The following is a 23,476-nucleotide window of genomic DNA, read 5'->3' as shown; positions in this document are numbered from 1 at the left end:
TGAATTATACTCATAGATAGTATGAGGAGCCCTTAGGTTCCAAAATAACAGATATAACAAGCATGTGTCATAGAGACAATCTATGTTTTATCTGAAAGAGTCGAAAAGAGAATTGAGTTAAGTAGCCCTATTATATAAAATATAAGCTTGTAGAATAGTAAAATTCATAACCTTTGTGTTTTTGCAAATATACGAATAAACTACTTATTATGTGTGTTTTATGAGATTAATTTTAATTTAACTTTGTTTATTGGTTAAATCATCACTTGTTGAATTAATTTTTTTGAGAATATGGTAATATAAATAGATTATTTTTAACATTCAATCACCGTATTTTTTTTAAACATACCGTTTTGTAAAAAAATACTTCTATTAAAAAATCCATTAAATAGTATATTTTTGTACGTAATTAGCTGAAAAAGAATTTATTTTGATAAATTATCTAATGCGTTTTCCAGTGATTTTAGAAAATTTACGTGTCTTGTTTTGTTACTTTCAAAAATGAAATCCTTCAGACTCTTACTATCATATTTGTCGAAGTCACCTACAATAGCCAGTCCGATACGATAGTTCGAGAATTTTTGAAGAATTTCACCGGCTATTTTTGTTTTTAAATCGAAGAATTCAGGAGTGATGTTTTTTTCATAAAGAATGACCTTGTCAAAACCTTGATAATAAACATCTCCCATGAGATCTAGCCCGTCCTGTGCAGATTGGATGATAATTTGATCAGAAATAACTTCTGCAATTTTTATCGTATTAATTTCGTGAGATTCAATAGTCATCTTCTTTATTGAATTGTTTTTTTGATGTCATGTAAAAAGTTACCCAAAGGAAATGCTTCTCCCTGATTGGTAAGCGCTATAATACAGCTGTTATGCTGCAGATCTCTCCAGAATAAAGCTTTGAAACCATTCAGGCCACCTGTATGCATTGCGGTTTTTCCTTCCTTTTCATCTTCTATAAACCAGGCAAATCCGTAGTTTGAAATCTGGCCGCCAGCTAGTTTTGCAGGAGTATACATGAGAGCTGTATTTTCTTTACTGATCAAGGTATAAGTTCGCAAAGCCTGATCAAATTTATACAGATCTTCAGGAGTAGAATAAATTCCGCCGTCACCAGTTGTTAAGATTGAATAATCATCAGGCTTCTTCTGCTGATTATATCCTGATGCTTTATTCTGGATAATTGTGGAAGATTTATACACATACGTATTGTTCATCTTCAAAGGAGTGATAATCTGTTCATAGATCAAAGTACCATAAGATTTCCCGGAAACTTTTTCGATAATCTGAGAAAGAATGATATATCCGCTGTTGCTGTATTTAAACTTACTGTCAGGAATGAAATCAAGATTTTTAAGACTAAACAGCCAGGCAATCACTTCCGTATTGGTCAATCCTTTTTTCGAAAATAAACTCTCATAGTCACTGATTCCTGATGTATGATGCAAAAGCTGCCTGATAGTGATATCTTTAGCATATTCAGGAAGTTCAATGAACTGAGAAGCCTTATCATCCAGCTTCAACAAACCTTTTTGCTCTGAAATCATAATCGCTGCCGCAGTAAAAGCCTTGCTGAGAGAGGCAATATAAAAAGAAGTATTTTTATCAGACCGGAGCCCTTTTTCAATATTGCGGAAACCCAGGACAGTATCACATACCATCCTGCCGTCTTTCACAATCAGAACAGAGCCGTTGAATTCACCTTTCTTATAATATTCATTCACAACATCCTGAGGATGCTGTTTGCAGGATGTTAACGACAGAATCAGGAAAATACCAACCAAGGCATGCCATATCAAAGTTTTCATAGGTTAGGTGTTTGGAAGCAAAATTACTTATTTCCTTCCATAAATGAACCGGTCATTTTCAGATAAATCCTTCAATAATTGAGCGTTAGAAAAATATTGATAGAGTTCCAGAGTTTCCGGACCTAATTTCTGATTGATTTCTAAGAACAAAAGCCCGTCCTCATTCAGGTGCTTTTTAGCATCTTCTGCTATTTTTTTGTAAAAGATCAAAGCATCGGAAGTGGGGGAGAAAAGAGCCATTTTAGGCTCAAATTCTTTCACAGAGTCTGCAATTTCAATCTCTTCTTCAATGCCTATATACGGTGGATTTGAAATAATGATATCAAAGCTTTCAACCGGTTTAAAATGGAGATAATCAGCATGAATGAATTGTATTTCCAGGTGATGATAATCTGCATTTCTCTGAGCGGTCTTCAATGCTTTTTCAGAAAAATCTATCGATGAAACTATAGCTTCAGGAAAATGTTTCTTTAAAACCAAAGGAATTACTCCACTTCCGGTTCCTATATCCAAAATCTTTAATCCCTGAATGTTAAACTTTGAACGTTGAATCTCTCTGATAGCAATCTCCAGCAGTTCTTCCGTTTCAGGACGGGGAATCAGTACATTTTCATCCACAAAGAACTTCATGCCATAAAACTCAGTTTCTCCGAGAATCTGTTGGTAAGGTCTTCCTGTTTTAAGTTCTGAAACCAGATGACAAAGTTTTTTTTCATCATCTGTCAGAAGTTCCTGTTCAGAAAATCTTCTTTGCTGAAAATGATCGAAACCTATGATCTGATGGATGAATAGGGAAGATAAAAAAACACTTTCCGATTCAATATAAAGACCGGAAAGTTCTGCTTTGAAATATTTTTTAAATGTTGAAATTGTCATTTACCTTGTAAAAACCAGTTTAGTATCTGTAGACTTCTCTTCATCAATTCTGTACCCTTCATAGTTGAACGCTTTTACATCTTCCAATGTTTTGGCGTTAGTTTCAGCACAAAATCTTACTACAAGACCTCTTGCATGCTTGGTATATACAACGATGGTTTTGAGTTTTCCATCTTTTAATTCATAAAAATCAAAATCGATTACTTTATGGTTCAGTTTTTTTCTGTCGATTACTTTCCCATATTCATTACTGGCAAGATGAAGAAGTATTTCACCTTTCTTCATTTCAGAATTCAGCTGTTCTGTAATCTTTTCTCTCCAGAATCCATACAGGTTTTTGTATTGATCAAACTCAAAAGGACGGCCCATTTCCAGCCTGTAAAGCATTACTTTATCAGAGGGCTTCAGCAGACCATAAAGCCCGGAAAGCATTCTGTAGTTTTTCTGCAGGTAGTCTACCGCATTTTTATCCAGGGTCTTGGCATCCAGCCCCCTATAAACTTCTCCTGTAAAAGCAAACATGGCAGGAGCAGATTCTTTTGCAGTAGGTTTGGATTTCCATTTTTGATTTCTTTCCCAGTTTTCATCAGCCAGTTTGGGTGATATTTCCATCAGTTCGGAAAGATATTTCGGAGATTTTTCTTTTAAATAAGACTGTATAAATGCTGCATCTTCAATGAATCTGGGAGTAGAAGATTTCAACAGATCCGTTGAGTTTTCTACGTTCATTAATTTTGCAGGAGATGTTATAATTTTCATAATGTTAAAATACAGATAAATGTTTAATATTAATAAAATTCAGGGTCATCAGAGAGATAAAGTCAATCATAAAATGACAGATGATCAGAATTTTAATATTTGAATAGCGTTTATAAAACAGGGCAAAAACAATTCCAATAAAGAAAGGTCCGAGAACCTGACCTATGGTACCGTAAGTGCTGTGCAGGATTCCAAATAAAACAGCTGAAATAAAAACTCCAGCAGTTGGATTATTATAGATTTTTTCAATTCTGGGCTGTATATAACCCCGCATCAGGAATTCTTCTACAATAGCAGCCGTAAGGCACATGAAAATAATTAAAAAATAATTGTTCTTAAAAACGGGTACAAGGTTAAGAAGCTTATCACTTATTTTTTCGGGGATAAAAAACAGGATTATTGCATTCAGAAATGCTCCGCCAATGATGCAGATGAAGTACAGGCTCAGAACTGCTTTAATATAAAATAGGATAGAATAAGGAGTTTCTTTTTTTAATAAAAATGAACCTTTTTCAATAACTATATTGTACAGAAATACAATGATCAAAACGATCCAGATCACAATCCTGCTGAGAAAAAAGCTGTCTGAAGTAATTCCTTTTATTCCTGTCATCAGAGTGATAACCGGGAAAGAATAAAGCATTGCCGTAACCAAAAGCACAAAAGTGAGTAAAATTCCTATAGAATATTTCCCATTAAACCCCATAATCCAGTAACCCTAAACCTTGAACTTTATATTTTGAATTAAATAATTCCTTTTCCCTGACGGATAATCTCCGGTTCTCCGGAAGTAAGGTCTACAATAGTGGATGCCACATTATCTCCATATCCTGAATCAATAACGATATCTACCAAATGATCATATTTCTCAGCAATCAGCTCAGGATCGGTAGAATATTCAATGATTTCATCATCATCTTTAATGGAAGTGGAAGCAATAGGGTGTCCCAGTTTTTCAACAATCAGTTGCGGAATCGGGTGATCCGGAACACGGATACCAATTGTTTTATGACCTTTATACGCCAAAGGTAAACTTTTGTTTGCTTCAAGGATAAAAGTAAACGGCCCGGGAAGATGACTTTTCAGAAATCTGAAAACCGAGGTGTCAATAGGTCTTGTAAAATCAGAAAGATGGCTTAGATCATTACAGATAATCGAGAATTTCGACTTCTCAAGCTTCAATTTTTTAAGCTGAGCCAGTTTTTCCATGGCTTTTATATCAAAAATATTACAGCCTAAAGCATATATCGTATCAGAAGGATAGATAATCAGCCCGCCATTTTTTAAAGTTTTAATAACCTCATTCACAAGATTTTCCTGTGGGTTGTCTGGGTAAATTTTTAATATTTTTGCCATAAAACAAAGATACAAATAATAAAATAGTTTTCATAAAAGTCCTTTATTTAAAAGAAAAATTAGGATTTGTAAAAAATATTCGTACCTTTGCAATCCAATATCGCGGGATGGAGCAGTAGGTAGCTCGTCGGGCTCATAACCCGAAGGTCATCGGTTCGAGTCCGGTTCCCGCTACTAAGATAAGTGCTTTCGGTAAGCACTCTAAAAATACACCGCGGGATGGAGCAGTAGGTAGCTCGTCGGGCTCATAACCCGAAGGTCATCGGTTCGAGTCCGGTTCCCGCTACTAAACTAAAAATCGGTATAACGACAGTTATATCGATTTTTTTATGTTAGCCTGTCATTGCCAACAAAGTGAAGCAATCTCAGGTTGCAGTAACGCAGAGACGCAAGTTTATAATTGTATTATAGAATCGTTTTAAGAGCCAAGAGTAAATATTTTCTGTTTCCACTGTTGATACGCTTCTCTCATACAATGTCCACAAGGACGATAATTATTTTGTAGAGCTTCTTTTTCATCTGTAAAGAAGACCCTGTTTTCTATTTTCATTCTTTTTCCTGACCGGCAGCTGAGCAGTCCATAGATTTTCAGTTTTTTATTTCCTCCAAAACAAACTTCTCTGCTATGAATTTTACTTCTCAGACTTTTGGCTGATATTTGAGAATGTGAGAGCATTATAATTGAAATTTTAAAGTTGAAATTTAACACAGTTAGCACAACTCAAATTAGCTGATTGCATCATGGAAAATAATTCCCAAAGCATAGCGGTTTCCTTCCTGAACCTCACTTATTCCATGTTTCATATTGACCCTGTAATAGCCTTTGGCACCTTTTTCTGGCTTAAATTGAGTCGTAAAAATGAGTACATCTCCTTTCTTAGGTTTTAAAACAATAGCTTTTGACTGTGCTCTCGGGATCTGCTGGGTAAGTACAAATTCTCCACCTGTAAAATCTTTATCAGGTTCGCTGAGCATTAACACAATTTGGATAGGAAAGTACACATCGCCATATAAATCCTGGTGTAAAGTATTAAAACCACCTTCTTTATATTTTAAAATTAAAACAGTAGATTTTTGTTGGCCATTGGTATGACATTGTTGTAAAAATTCCTGATGATCTAAAGGAAATTGAGTGTCAATATGTAAGGCTTTAAACCAGGAATTGGCAATCGGAGCCAGATACGGATAAATAGTCGTTCGTAGGGTCTGAATCATTTCAGGAAGCGGGTAATCAAAATATTTATATTCACCAAGGCCGAAACGGTGTCTTGCCATGATCACTGTTTTTCGGTAAAAATCGGGATTGTCATAATTTGTCTTTACTATTTCGCATTCTTCATCTGATAACAGATTAGAAATTACAGCATATCCGTTTTCATGCATTGTTTCCGTAAGGTGCTGCCAATCTGTATTTTTTATTTTATGAATGATATCTTTCATTGGTTTTATTTTATACTGCAAAAATCCGAAGTTGTTCAGGATAATAAAATCCGAAACATGTGGTATTTATCTTCAGACTGAAGCTTCTGGACTATGAGTATAATATGAATCTGGATTATAAGTCTGGTCCTGGTTAAGACTACTTTTGTCCTGTTAATAAAATAAACATAACTATGAATTACATTATTAAAAAGGCAAGTCTTGAAGATCTTAATGAAACAGCAGAATTATTCAATCTTTACCGTGTTTTTTACAGACAGGAATCAGACATTGAAAAAGGAAAAGCTTTTCTCAAAGAACGGTTTTTAAACAGTGAATCGGATATCTTTCTTGTGATTGCTGAAGGAAGGGCTGTAGGATTTGTACAACTTTACAAGCTCTTTCATTATACCAAACTACAGAAACAGTGGCTGCTAAGTGATTTATTTGTTCACCCGGATTACAGAGGAAAAGGCTTTTCCGTAGCATTAATTGACCGTAGTAAACAATGGTGTGAAGAAACAGGGGCATGCGGATTGATGCTGGAAACAGAAAAAACAAATGATATTGGAAATACGCTGTACCCGCGTTGTGGATTTGAGTATGATGGACTTCATAATTACTACCAATGGTGGAAATAGGCACAAAAGGGAACGATGATTTTTAGGCTGGAGGCTGGGGCAGGAAACTCCCAGCATTTTTCTTAAAAGTAGTATTAGTTCTACAATTGTGCACGTTTAATTCTACAGGAATTTTCAGCTAATGGAAAGGTATAGTTCTATTTTTGTAAAGCTCTTACAGATCATGGGTAGGACAGTTGATCTGTAGAGTGTATGCAAAAAAATCTCTGCCTAATTTTCTACTTTTTCCCCAAGAGTTTTATGATTAGTACCACAAAACTGCTTTTTCCGGCGGAGATTTTTTGCTTTTAAATAAAAAGAGAACCGCAATTGCAGTTCTCTTTTTTATGTTTTTAATATGATTTTAGATATTATTGAGCCAATTGAGCGTAAGGAGTAAGCTTGTTGTCATCAGACATTGTCTGTCCTAAAAAGTCTCTTTTCTGATCCGCTTTCATTCTCCCTGCAGCATCGTTGGCATTGAAATAAGCTTCATTCAATTTTGTAGCAATATCAGCAGGCTTGAAATCAAATTTAGTATCACCTTCTACACCCAGATATCCGTTCTTTCTTGTAAGGTTGGTAATATAATTATTGTAGTTGATCATTGTACCTCTAAACATATTGTTATGGTATTCCATACATTTCTTAGCTTTTTTAGAAGAATTGTTCAGGATACAGTTTTTCATATTGTTCCTGTATAAAAACCATTCAGATTCTAAAATACCATATTCTCTGCCCACAGCAATCTTCCCATTATTCACAATATTATTATCCCCTTCTTTTGTGGAGATGGTCTGAAGATGCTGAATAACCAATGGAACGGTAGCTTCGATTTTTGATTTTGTATCCTTTAATATGCTCAGATCGGCAGCAGGAGAACCCTTCTTTTGTGCTGTAGTAACGTTAAAAATAAGCAGTAATAGTACAATCAATAAATTATATCTTTTCATGAGAAATTTTTAAAGCACTAAAATAAATATAATTTCCCGGTTAAAACAAATTCATTTTAATTTTATTTAATAAAATTTAACAAGTTTTAAGAATTTATATCTGAAATGACTCTTTTTGTGTGGATTAAGCAGGTGGATATTTCACTCCTTTAAAAGATTAATATATTTTAACTAATTTTATATAATTGATTTTCAAACAGTTGTATTATTACCTATGTTTATCACTAAAAAAATAGTTGTTTGATTCATTTTTATTTCTACATTTGTATAACTAATTTCTTAGTGATATAGAATTGGATGACTTTATATCACGATAATTGATAAATGAACAGGATATGAAAATTCAGACTTTAACGAAAGCAGAAGAGCAGGTAATGCAGTATTTATGGAAAATAGAAAAAGGATTTCTAAAGGATGTTCTTGATCTTTTTCTGGATCCAAAACCACATACCAATACGGTCTCTACCATTTTAAAAGTATTGAAAGACAAAGAATTTGTAGACTATCGTGTACATGGAAGACAGCATGAGTATTTTCCGCTGGTTTCAAAAGAACAGTATTCTGGGAAAACCATGAAAAGTCTTGTGAAAAACTATTTTAAAGGCTCTTACAAAAGTGCCGTTTCATTTCTGGTAGAAAAAAACGAAATGACAGTAGAAGATCTTGAGATGTTATTGGACGAACTCAAAAATAAAGACTAGTATCTATGGAAGCAATACTTTTATACTTTGGGAAAACAATTTTATGTTCAGGTGTAACATTTTTGTATTATCAGTTGTCTTTAAAAGACAAGACATTCCATCATTATAACAGATTTTATCTGTTGGCCGCAATCGTGATGTCACTGTTGCTGCCACTCATCAGAGTAGATGATTTTACGATAGAGGTAAATAGTGATATGTATATGCTTCTTGATAAGATTCAGAATTTTAATTCAGAAAAAAATATAAACAATGGTAACCTTTATTTTAACATTATTTTTTCAGCTCTGGGACTGGTTTCTTTCTATTTTTTAGGGAAGCTTATCTATGGGATTTTCAAAATCCAGCAGTTTAAAAAACAGTTTCAGAAAGAAAGTTTTGACGGGATCAACTTTTACCGTACAGACCTTAGTGAAGCTCCGTTTTCATACTTTAAGAATCTTTTCTGGAAGAATGCTATCACCCTGCATTCTGATATCGGAAAACAGATTTTAAAGCATGAGATGGTACATATTGAGCAGAAACATTCCTTTGATAAGATTTTTATCGAGATTATTACTTCTGTTTTCTGGTTCAATCCGTTTTTTCATATCATCAAAAAAGAAATTAATCTCATCCACGAGTACCTGGCTGATAAAAAAGCCGTACAACAATCGGACACCAAAGCATTTGCGCAGATGCTTTTAGCAAGCCACTTTTCCGGAACACAGTTGCCTGCTGCCAGTCCGTTTCTAAGTTCAAACCTTAAAAAAAGACTTAAAATGTTACAAAAACCAAAAACCAAGTTCGGATATGCGCGAAGAATTCTTGCATTGCCGGTGTTATTTACCGTAGCTTTTGCTTATCTGGTAAATGCAAAAAACAGAGAAATTGAAGAAACCAATCTTTCCATTAAAAAAGTAGTTTCAGAAATCAAAAAAGATACCGTAAGACCATCGGGTCAGGAAAAAATTACAGATATGAAACCTGTCTCACCGGAAGATCATACAAAAGTGGCTGAGCTTGAGAAAAAGATAAAAGAAAAAGAGACAGAGCTGAAAGGATTGGATCCGGAAAGTGATGCCTTCAGTGATAAAATTGAAGAAATAAGTAACCTCGCATCAGAGATAGGAGAGATAGCTTCCAAAGTTGAAGTGGATGAATATTTCAATTCTGCTGAATGGAAAAATCAGATGAAGGAACTTGAAAACATGGATCCTCTTGATAAAAAAGAGCTTCGTAAAATAGAAAGAGAGGCTAAAAAAGCGGGAAGAGAAGCTGCAAGGATGGTAAAAAAACTGCCTATTCCTCCTGCTCCCCCGGAAGAGCCAAAAGAACCCAAAGCTCCGAAAGTAATTTATTTTAAAAATAATAATACAGTCTATTATAAGGATCTTAGTTCTAAAGAAAAAGATGAAGTACGTAAGGCAATGAAAGAAGCCAGAAATGCGATGAAGGAAGCCAGAATTGAAGGAGAAAAAGCTAGAATTGAGAGCGAAAAAGCCAGAAAAGAAGGAGAGAAGGCAAGAGCAGAAGGTGCTATAGCTCGCATACAGGGAGACAATGCGAGAGCAGAAGGAGAGCGAATCAGAAAAAAAAATGTGATCATAAGAATTGATGGAGAGAGAATAAGAAAGGAAAGCGAAAAAATACGTGCAGAAGCAGAAAAAACAGCACAGAGTTTCAGAGCTGGTAACTTTACCATGACAACTTCTGCTCCTAATGTTATGGTAATGAATGCTGATTTCATCAAAAAAGACGGCAACGGAAACATCGCCATGAATGGGGTGAAAAAGTTTAGCATAAATGGCAGTGATGACCTGAAATACAAGTATTTTATTGACGGAAGAGAAGTATCTAAAGATGACGTTAATGCTTTGAATTCTGCCAATATTTCAAAAGTAATGGTCAACAGCCAGAAGAATGGGGAAGTGAAGAGAGGAGAAGTAAGAATTGAGACAAAGAAATAAAAGTTCCAAAAAGCTTTGTCAGTATTCAATTGGCAGAGCTTTTTTACTAATATCCGGATAATACATAAATTATGAAAAAAAGTTATTTCATTTTATTAGCACTGTTAAGTGTGTTTGTGAATGCACAAGTGAACAGATTCTTTTATGACTACAAATATGTTTCTGATTCTACCAATAAAGCAGACGTGAAGAGCGATGTTATGCTTTTGGATATTGATAAGAATGGATCAAAATATTACAGCCGCGATAAGTTTGTTGCTGATTCAACAATGAAAGCTGATATCGCCAAGCAAATGAAAGGAGGATTCGGAGGCAGTATTAATATTAAAAGGAATATAAAACCTGGAACAATTAATACAACTGTTACAAAAAAATATCCTGATTACAGTGTTTCATTCTCAGAAAATATAGGGAATACTACTTATAAGATGCCTGAAGACCAAAAACCTGAATGGAAAATCTTACCAGAAAAACAAAAAATTGGAGAATATAATACCCAAAAAGCAACCACAAATTTTGGAGGCAGAAGCTGGACAGCATGGTTTTCTACAGATATCCCGTTTCAGGATGGTCCTTATAAATTCTATGGACTGCCGGGACTGATCATTAAGATTGAAGATAAAACAGGATCACATATCATGACTTTAATAGGTAACAAAAAAACAGAAGCTGCCTCAGAAGAAGATATTCAAATACCAGGTCTTACTACAATCGGTTTAGGAGGTAAAGAAATAGAAATAACTAAAAAACAGTTTAAAAAAGCCTGGAAGGATTACCTTGTTGATCCTACAAAAGACATGAAACAAACCATGAGTACTCTTCCTGCAGGAGCTGTTGTACAGATGAAAAATCAGGATGGAAAAAGTATTGATACGAATGAAATGTATAGGGCTATTGAAAAAAGAGCAAAAGAAGAACGGCTAAAAAATAACAATAAAATAGAACCGGAGCTTTATCAATAAGCAGTTTCTATTTGATTAAAATACAGTAAGGTTATCATAATCTTACTGTATTTTTTTTGTATTGTGTATCTTTATCCGGGACTTTAAATTCCATAGTATGACAGAAAAAGAAAAATGTGCAGCAGGACTTTTATACAATGCCAATTACGACAAAGAACTGATTCAGGAGCGTATTGCCTGCAAAGATCTGTGTCAGGAGTACAATGGACTGAAAAACTCTGAGGCAGAAAACAAATACAGAATACTTAAGAGCATTATTAGCGATATAAAAGAAAATATCTGCATAGAACCCAATTTCTGGTGTGATTACGGATACAATATAAAAGTAGGAGAGAACTTCTATGCCAATCATAACCTTGTTATTTTAGATTGTGCCAAAGTAGAGTTTGGTGATAATGTTTTTATCGGTCCAAACTGTAGTTTCTATACAGCAGGCCATCCGCTTGATGCAAAACAGAGAAATGAAGGTCTTGAATATGCACATCCGATTAAAGTAGGAAATAATGTCTGGCTGGGAGGAAATGTGGTTGTGCTTCCCGGAGTTTCCATTGGAAATAACTCGGTGATTGGTGCGGGAAGTGTTGTCACGAAAGATATTCCGGATCATGTTGTCGCTGTGGGAAATCCGTGTAAAGTTGTTAAAAAAATTACAGAACAGAATTAAAAAACTATATCAAACTAACCATGAGAAAGTTGATCATTTTATTGAGTCTTATATTGGCTGTAATTACTAATGCCCAGAATCAAAGATTTATTTATGAATACAGATATGTTCTGGATTCCACAGCTAAAGATAAGCCGGAAGTAGAAATTATGCTTTTAGATGTTGCTGCAAAAGGATCAAAATTTTACAGTAAGGATTCTTTTGAATCGGATTCTCTTATGACATCTGCTATGGAAAAACAGCTTCAGATGGGAGTTAAGGAATTAGATTTTTCAGGAATCAAATTCAAAGGCAAAATAAGTTATAGTGTTGAAAAGGTGTATCCGGATTATTCAGTTAACTTTTTTACCAATCTTGCGGCTGACGAATATATGGTACAGGATGCCAGAAAACAAGAATGGAAAATCTATTCGGATAAAGCAGAGATAGGTGGATTTAAAGTACAAAAAGCAATTGGTGACTTTGCCGGAAGAAAATGGACAGCCTGGTTTACCACTGATCTTCCCATTCAGGATGGTCCTTATAAATTTCATGGGCTTCCGGGATTAATTGTAAAACTTGAAGATGCTTCCCATACCCATTCTTTCGAATTAAAAGGAAATAAAAAATTCCCTGAAGGCTATGAATGGAAGAGTACCAAAGAAAAAGAACGATTTAATGCTCTTGTTACAGTGAATGAAACCAGGTATAGAAAAGCTTTTAAAGACTATCTTGCTGACCCTATGAAAAGTGAAAAACAGATGTTGGCCCAGGGAATTGAAATTCAGGAAATGGATGATTCAGGAAAATTGATTCCTGCTGATAAAGCACAAAAAGATAAAGAAATAAAAAGGAAGAATGATCTGAAAAAGCAAAATAATATCCTTGAGCTGGATCTGCTGAAATAAAAATACTCATTATAAAAATAAAAACCCGGAACATTGTTCCGGGTTTTTTATATCTGAATAAGAATCAGTTATTATGCTAATTTCTGAGAATCTGCAATAAACTGAGCCAATCCGCTGTCTGTTAATGGGTGCTTCAATAAGCTCAAGATCGGAGGCAGTGGAGATGTAATTACATCAGCTCCGATTTTAGCACAGTCAATGATGTGCATTGAGTGACGGATAGAAGCCGCTAAAATTTCAGTTTCATACATATAGTTATCAAAAATCAATCTGATTTCCTGAATAAGGTTCAGACCGTCTGTAGAAATATCATCTAATCTTCCTAAGAACGGAGAAACATAATTTGCTCCTGCTTTTGCGGCCAAAAGAGCCTGTCCTGCAGAGAATATCAGTGTACAGTTAGTTTTGATCCCTTTATCAGAAAAATATTTTAAAGCTTTGATACCGTCTTTGATCATCGGAATCTTTACAACGATATTAGGGTGAATAGCAGCCAATTCGTCTCCTTCCTTAATCATTTCTTCATACGTTGTAGAAAGAACTTCCGCAGAAATATCTCCGTCTACAAGTTCGCAGATCGTTTTATAATGGTTTTTAATTGCTTCAGATCCCTGGATACCTTCCTTTGCCATTAATGAAGGGTTGGTCGTTACACCATCTAAAATTCCAAGATCTCTAGCTTCCTTGATTTGCTCTAAATTAGCTGTGTCAATAAAAAATTTCATTTTGTTAAATAGATTTATTGATACAAAGATAGGGAATTAATTGGGTTCTGGGATATGAATTTTGAGTTACGGAGTTCGGGATTTCGAGTTACGAGGTTCGGGATTTTGGGTATACGCGTTGTAGAATTGGAGGGGTTGAGAGTTTCAGGTTTGGGAATGGAATGAATTATATACAGTAAAAAAAATAATTTATATTGATCTTAAATAAATAGTTAATTTTGCACCTAACACCTAACACCTAACACCTAACACCTAACACCTAACACCTAACACCTAACACCTAACACCTAACACCTAACACCTAACACCTAACACCTAACACCTAACACCTAACACCTAACACCTAAATATCATCCATGAAAAGCAACAGTTTTACAGCCACATTGGAAATCATTGGGATTAATCCTTTTGTATTTATTCCGAAAGAGATTTTGGACAGGATTTTTGATGAATCAAGGAGAAATAAAAGTCCGGTTCCGGTAAAAGGAACGGTGAACGGACTGGAATTTAAACAAAACCTGATGAAATATCTGGGAGAATGGAGGCTGTATGTGAACCTTACAATGTTAAAAAATTCCCCGAAGAGAATTGGAGAAATCATTGAAGTTGTATTGGAATATGATGATTCTGACAGAAGTATTTCTATGCATCCTCATTTGGAAAAAGCGATTAAAGAAAGTCCTCTGGCAACAGAAAATTTTGAAAATCTGATTCCTTCAAGAAGACATGAACTGGTTCGTTATATCAACAATTTAAAAACTGAAGCCAGCATCCAGCGGAATATCGAGAAAATCATCCGCCACTTACATGGTGAAACCGATTTTTTCGGAAAGGTGATTGAATAGGTGAACAGAAACTAAAAAGAATTTTAAAAACGCAAAGACCAAATTAAATTTTCTTATTGTTAAGTAAGTTAAGAAAGCGAAAAAGTTGCTGATGAAGCTTATGATATACATACGCTTAGAAAGAATCAACGAAGTTGATTTAAACTTTGCTGCCTTAAAATAAAAAGTAAGTAAAAATAGACCTTTGCGTTAAATTTAAACTAGATTGGATAAATAAAAAATGCCGGAAAAACTTTCCGGCATTTTCTTTTACTAAGAATTTAGTGTTTTGCTAAGCTTTACAGCGTCCTGATTGGTAGGGTCATACTGTATCGATTTAGCAATATGCTCTTTTGCCTTATTAGGATCTGTCTGCTGTTCTGCAAAGGCAATATAGAAATAGGCATAGGCCAGATTTTTCTTATTTTGCTCTACTTCTTCCGGTTTTACGGTTGCAATATACTTTTCATAAGCCAGTTTTGCATTGGCATCATCTTTTGCAGACTGATAAGCATAAGCCTGGCTGTAGTAAGATGGAGCCCAGTCCGGTAATAAAGCAGAAATTTTCTTCCAGGTATCAATGGCATTTGGCCAGTCTGAAGCTTCCTGATAAGCTGCTGCTAATTTTGCTAAGGATTCTGTATCCTTTGGATTGGCCTCAATCTGTTTTTTAAGACCATCAATCGTTGGATTGGTTGTTTGACTCGTCGCTGCCGAAGTTTCCGGTTGAGTCGTTTGAGCGTTTACAAAACTTACACTTCCCGCCAGTATCAAACCTAAAAATAGATTTCTACTATTAATTGTACTCATTTTCATAATCTTATATTTTAAATTCGAAATGTAAAATTCAATAATAATTCCATAAAAAGTTAAATTTTAGAAGCTTTAAGTTTTTTTAGAAAATATTAACGGGAAACATGTTTTTTTTAGTTTAATTTTTGATTCGTTAATGTTTGAAGCTATCTTTGTCATTCATTTTTTTATTAATAAATATAATTTCGTGGTATGAATATCATATTAGCTTCAACATCCACCCTTTTTGGTGGAGAATATCTGGAATACTTAAGAGAAGAATTAATCCAACTTTATAAAGGAATTGACGAAATTGTGTTTATCCCTTTCGCAAGACCAGGCGGAATTTCCCATGACGATTATACAGCAAAAGCACGCTCTTTCTTTGAAACCATCCGTATAAAAGTAAAAGGTCTTCATGAATTTGAAGATAAAACAGCAGCCCTTAATCAGGCAAAAGGATACTTTACAGGTGGCGGAAATACATTTTTATTGGTCAAAACATTACATGAAGAAGGATTGATGTCTGCTCTAAAAGAAAATGTATCAGGAGGAAAAGCATATCTTGGATGCAGTGCAGGAAGCAATATCGGAGGCCAGAATATGAAAACGACGAATGATATGCCAATTGTATATCCTCCAAGTTTTGACTGTATGGGACTGGTTCCTTTCAATATCAATCCACATTATCTTGATCCTAACCCGGATTTGAAGCATAATGGAGAAACCAGAGAAACCCGTATTCAGGAGTTCCTTACCCAAAATGACATTAAAGTAGTAGGTCTTAGAGAAGGAAACTGGATCAGAAGAACAGCAGATTCCATTACTGTGGAAGGAAATGAGCTGACAAGAATTTTTGAAAAAGGTAAAGAACCTTACGAAATAGAAGCAGGAAGCAGACTTTAATGAACAAAGAAGAGATCAATCTTTTTGTAGAACGTAATCTGACCAATTTTTCAGTGAACAGTACCGGATGGGAACAGCTGATCCAGAAGCTGCTTTTTGAATTTGCCATCGCAGGCTGGAATATGGAACACCGTGTTTTTGGAAAGGAAAAATTCGGTGGGTTGAGGTGTTACACATACTCCGAGGACGAAGCACTTAATAATAAGCTTAAAGCCATCAAAGATAAATATTCAGAATTGTCTGTAAAGACTTGTGAAATCTGTGGCAGTGAAGGTAAAATGAGGGTAATAGGTTCGTGGCAAACCACGCTGTGCCTGAATCATTTTCTGGAACAGCAGCCTTTTATTGAAATTGATCATCAACAGAATATCAGGAGAAGTAATAAAACCATTCTGAATATCCAAAATATCGTAAAAGCCGACCTGGAATATGACTTTCAAAGCGTATGGATTTATACAAAAGAACAAGGAGAAATGTTTTATTTCTCATGGCAGGACCCTAATTATTATCTGCTTTTAAAAACAATTCCTCTTTCTCTTTTTCCGGAAGACAGACGGAGTGAAATTTCAACGTTATTCCAAAGTTTGCAGAATTGTGAGATATGCGGATATAAAGCTGTGCATCAAAAAAATTGTCTGCGCTGCCATCATGAGCAATGGAATGAATCCGGATATTTTATAGAAGATTATGGAGAAAAATCAAATTATATAAAAGAATGCCAGATGGATATTTTTATAGATGAAGAGGATTACGAGAAATATTTCACCTATGATCAGTCATTTGAAAAAACGTCTGATCATCAGATATTTTTCAGCTCCGATGATCTCAGGGCGTATGAAAAGCTTTTATTTTAACTATATTTGATTAGAATTTAAATCAATGAAAAAGTTTCAGATACTGGTCATGAACTGTATGGGAACTCTTTGCATTCAGAACCAAATAACAATTTAATGAAAAAAACATTTGCTGTTCTCACACTCTCTGTACAGATGGTTGCTGCGCAGAATATTGCTCAGAAACTGGATAAAGTAACCAAGGATCTCATGGATTCTTCAGGAACGGTTTCTTCCAGTTTATCATTTTATGTTTCAGATGAAAATGGCAACTTTATATACGAATATCAGGGAAGTAAGGGACTTTCTACTGCTTCTACACAGAAAATTTTTACCGCTGGTGCAGCACTGGAAACCCTGGGCAAAAATTATACTTTTACAACCACTTCAAGCTATTCCGGAAACATTGCCGGAGGAACACTGAACGGAAATCTTTTCATCAGTTCCAATGGTGATCCTACATTAGGAAGCTGGAGATATGATGCCTATAAACCTGAGAATTTTAAAAAGAAGCTGATTGAGGCAATTAAAAACTCAGGAATTACAAAAATATCAGGAGATCTTGTGATTGATGATTCTTATTTTGATCATCAGACGATTCCCGGTGGCTGGCCTTGGGATGATCTTGGAAATTATTACGGAGCCGGTGTGTGGGGAATCAACTGGAAAGAAAACCAGTTTGATATCAATATTAACGGAACAGATTTTAAAAACTTTTCTTATCCTTTGGAAGGAGTGAAATGGCTGAATGATCTGAAAGCCGGAGGAAGTTCTGATCAGAGTCTTATCTTTACCGCACCTCATTCCGAAGTAGCGTTGATTAACGGAATGCTTCCGGCAGGAAAAACGGTTACGGTTTCCGGCTCTACGCCTAATCCGCCCTTACAGCTCGCAGCAGAAGTGAAACAATGGCTGAAAGAATCGGGAATTGAGATTTCAGGAAAAGCAATAACGAATTCACAGCTTGAAATAGAAGGGAAACAGGCATTGGAAACTCCTAAAAATAATATTCTTTTGACTTACCAATCTCCAACGCTGGATAAAATTGTGTATTGGTTTCTAAGGAAAAGTATCAATCTGTATGGAGAAACATTGATTAAAACCTTAGGAAAAGAGAAAAAAGGAAATTCAAGTTTTAAAAGCGGGGTTTCTTATCTGAAAGAATTCTGGAAATCAAAAGGAATTAATCCTAATATGATCAATTTTGCTGACGGAAGCGGACTTTCACCACAGAATTATGTAGCGGCAAAAGCAGAAGTGCAGGCTCTTTTATATGCTAAAAAGCAATCATGGTTTGAAGCGTACTATGATGGTTTCCCAATTCAGGAGAATGGAATGAAGATGAAAAGCGGTACGATGAGAGATACCAAATCTTTTGCAGGATATCACACCGCGAAAGATGGCAAAAAATATGTGTTTTCGATTATTATCAACAACTACCAGGGAAGTGGAAATGCAGAACTGCAGAAAATTCTGAATGTTTTAAAATAAAATAATTTTGAGAAAATCCATACTTACCAGACTGAATAACTGGATCATTTTTGTTGTCATGACTACTTTGGTAATCGCTATTGTAGTGGCTTCGACATCACTCATTAATTTTCTCAGAAAAGAGGAGATCAAAAGGATCAGCCTTCTTTCCAAAGCGATAAGAATACAGCAGGAAGTAAAGACTCCGGATACGGATGTTCTTGATCTGCTGCCGGATATCCTTAATATCAACAATACCATTCCGTTCATTGTAACAGATAAATATAAAAACCCTATTCTTGATCTCGGATATTACAGAAATATCCCTGAAGCTACTATAAAGAACCCTGAAAAACTTCAGGACCTAATCCGGAATATGGAGAAAAATTATGATCCTATTGAGATTAAGGTGCCGGATGGGAACAATCAGTTTGTCTACTATGACAACTCGCGTATGCTTAATAACCTTCGGTATTCGCCTTATATTTTAGGATTGTTTATTCTGTTGTATTTCGGTTTTTCATTCTGGTTTTTCAGGACGATCAAAAAAACGGATGAAGGTTATCTCTGGGCAGGTTTGGCTAAAGAAACGGCACATCAGATCGGAACACCTTTATCTTCCATGATTGGGTGGATGGAAATTATGAAGCTTGATAATCCTGAATCGGAAGGAGTACACGAGATAGAAAAAGATATTGAAAGACTTAGAACGATCTCAGAACGATTCTCAAAAATAGGTTCTATTCCTGAGCTGAATGACAGGAATTTCAATGAAACAATTCAGGAGAATTATGATTATTTGAAAACCAGAATTTCCAAAAAAATCAATTTTACATTGAATCTTCCGACCTATACCGTGTTGGTTCCGCACAATAAAATTCTGATGAGCTGGGTGATTGAAAATCTGGTAAAAAATGCTGTGGATGCCATGAAAGGGGAAGGTGCTATTACGATGTCAATTTTTGAAAGAAATAAAAATATTCTGGTTGAAGTAAAAGACAATGGAAGCGGAATGACAAAACAGCAGGCAAGAAATGCTTTCAATCCCGGATATTCTACTAAAAAAAGAGGTTGGGGATTAGGATTGTCATTGGCAAGAAGAGTAATTCATGAATATCACAACGGAGATATTAAGATTTCTCAAACTGAAGTAGGAAAGGGAAGTACTTTTAGGATTACAATTAAGAAAGAATAAAGGTTGTTACAGAAAATAATCTTAAAAATATAAACCAATAAGGGTTGAATAAAAAAATACAAGATCTTATTTATTCAGATTTAAAAATAAAAAGCGGGGAAAATTTCCCCGCTTTTCTTATTATTTTTTACCAGTGAGCCACTGTGTTTGTAATTTCAGTTCTTCCGGAGTTGGATTCGCCTTGAAGGTAGGAGTTTCCATTGTCATCTTATCCAGAATAGCCTTTCCTTTCAACGTCATTTTCTCTTTCTTACCGGCATTATCTCTTAGAATCGTTACTGTAACGTCCTGCCCGTCTTTGATGGTTCTGGTATAGCCAATAAAGTCCTGTACTTTTTTGATGTCTACCGTTTTTCCATCTAAAGCAAGTACCTGGTCTGTAATTTTAAATCCGATACTTTTTGCAAAAGGAGACAAAGCAGAGTTTTCATCAAAAGCAAAAGCATTGTTCTTTTCATCAAAACCTGTCTGGTTCGGGTCTTTGATAAACCAGAAAAGAGGATGGCTTTCCTGCTTTTGAATGTCTATACCTACCATTTTCAGATATTCTGCATAAGGAGTGGGCTGGTTTCCTGCAATATATTTATTGTAGAAATCTTTTACCTGAGGATATCCGGTTACCGTTACCAGCTCGTCAATCAGTTTATCATCTTTGAAAGGTTTGTTTTCTCCAAATCTTTGAGACAGTTTTCTGATCATATCACGATATCCCATCTGTCCGTTGGAAAGTTTTCTAAGCTCAATATCTAGACACATTGCAAGAAGAGCTCCTTTTTCATAAACATTTCTGTACTGATCCTTGTAAGGTTCAACCAATACATTTTTACTCATTACCGTAAACGGCATCGTATCATCGTAACTCTTGGAGTTGGCAATCTTCTCACCAATTCTTTGAAGGAACTGATCTTTATTGATAAGACCCTCCTGAATCTGAAACAGGTTGGCAAAATATTCTGTTCCACCTTCGTACATCCATAAGTGCTGAGACATCTTCGGATCTGCATAATCGAAATAGTGAATCTCTTCAGAATGCGTCTTCAGAGGATTTACTGTATGGAAAAACTCGTGAGAAACCACATCTGTAATGGTATTGTCGATAGCATCTTTCGGCATTCCTTCAGGAAGAACCACACTTGTAGATTCATGGTGTTCCAGTGCTCCGAAACCTTTTACTTTAGGTCCGTCACCTCCGGAAAGATAAAGCATGATTGCATACTTTTTATTGGTATTCATATCACCCAGGAATTTTTTCTGAGCAACCACCATTTTTTCCAGATTCTCTTTGAAATCAGCAGCTTTGTATTTTCCTGTTGGAGAATATACTCCCAGCACCAGATCCATTCCTCCTGCATTGAAGGTAATATAATCCGGTTTTGTATACATAAGTGGAGAATCTGTTACCTTAGCATAGTTCGCAAGGGTATAGGTATCTGTAGCATCAGATTTGTCCTGGTCTACCAATGCTGTTGTTCCGTAGAAATCTGTTGGTTTCTGAACGATCAGCTGATAAGGAACATCCTGCATATTATCAATATATCCTATAAATCCGTGGGTATTGATCATATATACTTTACCTGCCTCAATATCTGTTCCTGACGGAGAAAATACCGCTTTATGCTTTGATGCATCTAATTCATCATCAAAACTGTCATTCACAAGATAAGAAATTTTGGAAAGACCCTGCGCATTTTTCAATGAATAGGTATTATCATTTACTTTAGTGAAAGTAAGTTCTTTTCCTTTATTATCGTAAAATTTGATCCCTTCGATGAATCTTCCGTAATCGTCTACAGAATAAGTACCCGGAACCGTTTTAGGGAAATGAAATTTAACATCTCCTGATTTCATTTTCGGAAACTCCATGGTAACGGCTACTTTATCATCTTTTACATTGACTAGATCAATGGTTGTTTTTATAGACTGAGCATTTGCTAAAAAAGAAGCAAAAATACCGAGACTAAGTACTGTTTTTCTCATTAGGTTTACATTAATAGTTAAATAGTTGTTCTTTTTATCATTTTGTTACGGAAGAAGTATTAAACTTTTCTTAAAATTTCAATGTAAAAGCGAAAAGGCAAATCTGCTGGTCTGCAAATCTGCCTTTTTCTTTTATTTATTATTGTAATAATTGATATAATAGTTGGGGTTTAATTCAACCGGATCATTCTTTTTAAGCTTTACGATCTGCCATTCTTCCGTAGGATTTATAGTCTGATCACCGTTGATGATTATAGGTAATTTCAGGTTTTTTACCACATCTGTATAACGGAACTTTAGAGTATCACCATTTTGAGTGTACTCAAAAGTTGGTATTTTTATCGTTCTCAGGTACTGATCAAAAACAGTTGAGAAATCAATGCCGGATTTTGATGAAATATAATTTTCAATCTGCTGGGTGGTAACAGTCTGATGATAAAAATCTTTATTCAGTCCTCTCAGAATCTGTCTGAACTTTTCATCATTGTTAATTACCTGTCTTATCGTATGAATCATGTTGGCTCCTTTCGGATACATATCTCCACTGCCTTCATTTCTTACGCCGTACTGACCAATAATAGGAACATCATTGTCTATCAATTTCCTTATCCCCTGAACATAGATTTCAGAAGATTTTTTGTCCATATATTTTTCCGTGAAAAGAGTCTCGGAATAATTGGTGAAACTTTCATGGATCCACATATCAGCCTGGTCTTTTGCTGTAATATTATTGGCGAACCATTCATGGCCGCTTTCATGAATAATAATGAAATCCCATTTTAATCCAACTCCTGTCCCTGAAAGATCTCTTCCAAGATAGCCGTTCTGATATTTGTTTCCATAGGCTACATTACTCTGATGTTCCATACCAAGATGAGGAGATTCTACAAGTTTGTATGAATCTTCATAAAACGGATACGGACCAAACCAGTATTCAAACGCTGAGAGCATAGGTTTTACCTGTTGAAATTGTTTTTTTGCCTTGTCTAGATTATAGTCAAGTACCCAATAATCCAGGTCCAGTTTTCCTTTTTCACCCTCAAATACATCTTTAAAATTTACATATTTTCCTATACTCGGGATAATGGAGTAGGCGTTGATAGGGTTTTTAACCTCCCAGGTATAAGTAGTTTTACTGCCGGTTGTTTTTTTATCAGTTAGTCTGCCGTTACCTACACCTACCAGATCATTAGGAGTTACAATTTTCATAATGACTCCGTTATCAGGTTCATCGCTCCAGATATCTTTGGTAGGAAGCCATATGGAAGCTCCTATTCCCTCGTCAGCAGCAGTCATCCATGGATTTCCTTTTTCATCCTTAGTAAAAACCCAGCCTCCGTCCCATGGCGCGTTTTTAGCAATGGTAGGTTTTCCGGAATAGATAACATTGATAGTATATTTTTCGCCTTTTTTGAATTTTTTATTCGCTGTAACCAAAATGAAATCCCCGTCCTGCTTGTAATTTTCAATAGGGAAATTTCCTTCCACTTTATCAGCTTTCATAGGCTGTTGAAGATCAATCTGGAAAACAGGGTTGGTAATATCTTTTATAATCTCAAAGCTGATTATATTATTTCCTTTAATACTTCTCTGCTCAAAATCCGGTTCTACGGAAAGATCATATTTTTTGACATCCCAAAAATTTCTGAACTCAGTATTGGAGCCTTTTAAAGTATCCTGTTTGGTGAAAACCTTACCCTTTTCAAAGAACTGCCCGAAAACCAGTCCTGATGCAAATAAGAGTGTATATGACAACTTTTTCATTTAAACTTTTATTAATAATCTTTTCAAAAGT

At 35.2% G+C, this 23,476-nt stretch carries 24 protein-coding genes and 2 tRNA genes; 13 read left to right on the top strand and 13 right to left on the bottom strand.

Annotation, left to right across the window (positions count from 1 at the left end):
- Positions 1-425 precede the first annotated feature (425 nt).
- Genes KYG33_RS05490 through KYG33_RS05465 form a run of 6 tightly spaced genes read right to left on the bottom strand, consistent with a single transcriptional unit; the run spans position 426 to position 4,804 of the window.
- A complete protein-coding gene (locus KYG33_RS05490; RefSeq protein ID WP_077416762.1) occupies positions 426-785 on the bottom strand; it encodes a DUF4180 domain-containing protein in 360 nt (119 codons plus the stop codon).
- 5 nt (positions 786-790) lie between these two features.
- The gene (locus KYG33_RS05485; protein WP_219072820.1) at positions 791-1,813 is read right to left on the bottom strand and encodes a serine hydrolase domain-containing protein; all 1,023 of its coding nucleotides are present in this window, start codon (positions 1,811-1,813) and stop codon (positions 791-793) included.
- A gap of 27 nt (positions 1,814-1,840) precedes the next feature.
- The gene (prmC, locus tag KYG33_RS05480) at positions 1,841-2,689 is read right to left on the bottom strand and encodes a peptide chain release factor N(5)-glutamine methyltransferase (protein WP_219072819.1); all 849 of its coding nucleotides are present in this window, start codon (positions 2,687-2,689) and stop codon (positions 1,841-1,843) included.
- Positions 2,690-3,448, bottom strand: coding sequence for a peroxide stress protein YaaA (gene yaaA / locus KYG33_RS05475; RefSeq protein ID WP_180563911.1), 759 nt, complete (start codon positions 3,446-3,448; stop codon positions 2,690-2,692).
- A gap of 4 nt (positions 3,449-3,452) precedes the next feature.
- A complete protein-coding gene (locus KYG33_RS05470; RefSeq protein WP_180563910.1) occupies positions 3,453-4,154 on the bottom strand; it encodes a CPBP family intramembrane glutamic endopeptidase in 702 nt (233 codons plus the stop codon).
- A gap of 38 nt (positions 4,155-4,192) precedes the next feature.
- A complete protein-coding gene (locus tag KYG33_RS05465) occupies positions 4,193-4,804 on the bottom strand; it encodes an L-threonylcarbamoyladenylate synthase (protein WP_180563909.1) in 612 nt (203 codons plus the stop codon).
- A gap of 101 nt (positions 4,805-4,905) precedes the next feature.
- Here KYG33_RS05465 and KYG33_RS05460 point away from each other — a divergent pair.
- Together KYG33_RS05460 and KYG33_RS05455 are read left to right on the top strand one after the other, a co-directional pair.
- Positions 4,906-4,978: transfer RNA gene (locus KYG33_RS05460), tRNA-Met, on the top strand.
- Between the two features lie 39 nt (positions 4,979-5,017).
- Positions 5,018-5,090 (top strand) — tRNA-Met (locus KYG33_RS05455).
- A 132-nt stretch (positions 5,091-5,222) separates the two neighbouring features.
- Here KYG33_RS05455 and KYG33_RS05450 read toward each other — a convergent pair.
- Together KYG33_RS05450 and KYG33_RS05445 are read right to left on the bottom strand one after the other, a co-directional pair.
- Positions 5,223-5,480: an Ada metal-binding domain-containing protein gene (locus tag KYG33_RS05450; RefSeq protein WP_077416774.1), complete on the bottom strand. Its 258-nt coding sequence runs from the start codon at positions 5,478-5,480 to the stop codon at positions 5,223-5,225.
- Positions 5,481-5,530: 50 nt separating this feature from the next.
- Positions 5,531-6,244 (bottom strand): 2OG-Fe(II) oxygenase, encoded by a 714-nt coding sequence (locus tag KYG33_RS05445; RefSeq protein WP_219072818.1) that lies wholly within the window; start codon positions 6,242-6,244, stop codon positions 5,531-5,533.
- A gap of 173 nt (positions 6,245-6,417) precedes the next feature.
- Between KYG33_RS05445 and KYG33_RS05440 the strand changes: the two genes are divergently transcribed.
- Positions 6,418-6,864, top strand: a complete 447-nt coding sequence (locus tag KYG33_RS05440; RefSeq protein ID WP_180563907.1) for a GNAT family N-acetyltransferase — start codon at positions 6,418-6,420, stop codon at positions 6,862-6,864.
- A gap of 350 nt (positions 6,865-7,214) precedes the next feature.
- On the opposite strand, the gene KYG33_RS05435 is transcribed toward KYG33_RS05440, so the two are convergent.
- A complete protein-coding gene (locus tag KYG33_RS05435) occupies positions 7,215-7,796 on the bottom strand; it encodes a hypothetical protein (protein ID WP_077416780.1) in 582 nt (193 codons plus the stop codon).
- A 335-nt stretch (positions 7,797-8,131) separates the two neighbouring features.
- Between KYG33_RS05435 and KYG33_RS05430 the strand changes: the two genes are divergently transcribed.
- From KYG33_RS05430 to KYG33_RS05410, 5 genes are all read left to right on the top strand, one after another.
- Complete coding sequence (locus KYG33_RS05430; protein WP_219072817.1) at positions 8,132-8,497, top strand: BlaI/MecI/CopY family transcriptional regulator; 366 nt, start codon at positions 8,132-8,134, stop codon at positions 8,495-8,497.
- 5 nt (positions 8,498-8,502) lie between these two features.
- Positions 8,503-10,446: a M56 family metallopeptidase gene (locus KYG33_RS05425; RefSeq protein ID WP_219072816.1), complete on the top strand. Its 1,944-nt coding sequence runs from the start codon at positions 8,503-8,505 to the stop codon at positions 10,444-10,446.
- Positions 10,447-10,517: 71 nt separating this feature from the next.
- Entirely contained in the window at positions 10,518-11,408 is an 891-nt protein-coding gene (locus KYG33_RS05420) for a GLPGLI family protein (protein ID WP_077416784.1), read from the top strand.
- Between the two features lie 97 nt (positions 11,409-11,505).
- Positions 11,506-12,072 (top strand): sugar O-acetyltransferase, encoded by a 567-nt coding sequence (locus tag KYG33_RS05415; protein ID WP_219072815.1) that lies wholly within the window; start codon positions 11,506-11,508, stop codon positions 12,070-12,072.
- A gap of 20 nt (positions 12,073-12,092) precedes the next feature.
- Positions 12,093-12,959 (top strand): GLPGLI family protein, encoded by an 867-nt coding sequence (locus KYG33_RS05410; protein WP_219072814.1) that lies wholly within the window; start codon positions 12,093-12,095, stop codon positions 12,957-12,959.
- 71 nt (positions 12,960-13,030) lie between these two features.
- On the opposite strand, the gene fsa is transcribed toward KYG33_RS05410, so the two are convergent.
- Positions 13,031-13,684, bottom strand: a complete 654-nt coding sequence (gene fsa / locus KYG33_RS05405; RefSeq protein WP_047385358.1) for a fructose-6-phosphate aldolase — start codon at positions 13,682-13,684, stop codon at positions 13,031-13,033.
- A 356-nt stretch (positions 13,685-14,040) separates the two neighbouring features.
- Here fsa and KYG33_RS05400 point away from each other — a divergent pair, with 356 nt between their 5' ends.
- On the top strand, positions 14,041-14,529 hold the full coding sequence (locus KYG33_RS05400; RefSeq protein WP_219072813.1) for a YdeI/OmpD-associated family protein: 489 nt from the start codon (positions 14,041-14,043) through the stop codon (positions 14,527-14,529).
- Between the two features lie 252 nt (positions 14,530-14,781).
- On the opposite strand, the gene KYG33_RS05395 is transcribed toward KYG33_RS05400, so the two are convergent.
- The gene (locus KYG33_RS05395) at positions 14,782-15,318 is read right to left on the bottom strand and encodes a tetratricopeptide repeat protein (RefSeq protein ID WP_228408803.1); all 537 of its coding nucleotides are present in this window, start codon (positions 15,316-15,318) and stop codon (positions 14,782-14,784) included.
- Positions 15,319-15,513: 195 nt separating this feature from the next.
- Between KYG33_RS05395 and pepE the strand changes: the two genes are divergently transcribed.
- The 4 genes from pepE (at position 15,514) to KYG33_RS05375 (ending at position 19,704) form a co-directional block, all read left to right on the top strand.
- Positions 15,514-16,206 (top strand): dipeptidase PepE, encoded by a 693-nt coding sequence (gene pepE / locus KYG33_RS05390; protein ID WP_219072812.1) that lies wholly within the window; start codon positions 15,514-15,516, stop codon positions 16,204-16,206.
- Positions 16,206-17,060 (top strand): hypothetical protein, encoded by an 855-nt coding sequence (locus tag KYG33_RS05385; RefSeq protein WP_219072811.1) that lies wholly within the window; start codon positions 16,206-16,208, stop codon positions 17,058-17,060. The genes pepE and KYG33_RS05385 overlap by 1 nt, the downstream gene beginning before the upstream one ends.
- A gap of 96 nt (positions 17,061-17,156) precedes the next feature.
- On the top strand, positions 17,157-18,530 hold the full coding sequence (gene dacB, locus KYG33_RS05380; RefSeq protein ID WP_180563903.1) for a D-alanyl-D-alanine carboxypeptidase/D-alanyl-D-alanine-endopeptidase: 1,374 nt from the start codon (positions 17,157-17,159) through the stop codon (positions 18,528-18,530).
- A gap of 4 nt (positions 18,531-18,534) precedes the next feature.
- Positions 18,535-19,704 (top strand): sensor histidine kinase, encoded by a 1,170-nt coding sequence (locus tag KYG33_RS05375; protein WP_411267048.1) that lies wholly within the window; start codon positions 18,535-18,537, stop codon positions 19,702-19,704.
- 120 nt (positions 19,705-19,824) lie between these two features.
- Here KYG33_RS05375 and KYG33_RS05370 read toward each other — a convergent pair whose 3' ends face one another.
- Together KYG33_RS05370 and KYG33_RS05365 are read right to left on the bottom strand one after the other, a co-directional pair.
- The gene (locus KYG33_RS05370; protein WP_180563902.1) at positions 19,825-21,681 is read right to left on the bottom strand and encodes a PDZ domain-containing protein; all 1,857 of its coding nucleotides are present in this window, start codon (positions 21,679-21,681) and stop codon (positions 19,825-19,827) included.
- 132 nt (positions 21,682-21,813) lie between these two features.
- A complete protein-coding gene (locus KYG33_RS05365; RefSeq protein WP_219072810.1) occupies positions 21,814-23,445 on the bottom strand; it encodes a M1 family metallopeptidase in 1,632 nt (543 codons plus the stop codon).
- Positions 23,446-23,476: the final 31 nt, after the last annotated feature.

Source organism: Chryseobacterium sp. D764, from assembly GCF_019317325.1.
Classification (GTDB): Bacteria; Bacteroidota; Bacteroidia; order Flavobacteriales; family Weeksellaceae; genus Chryseobacterium.
The sequence above is the reverse complement of the archived record's forward strand: the minus strand, read 5'-3'. Positions and strand labels throughout refer to the sequence as shown.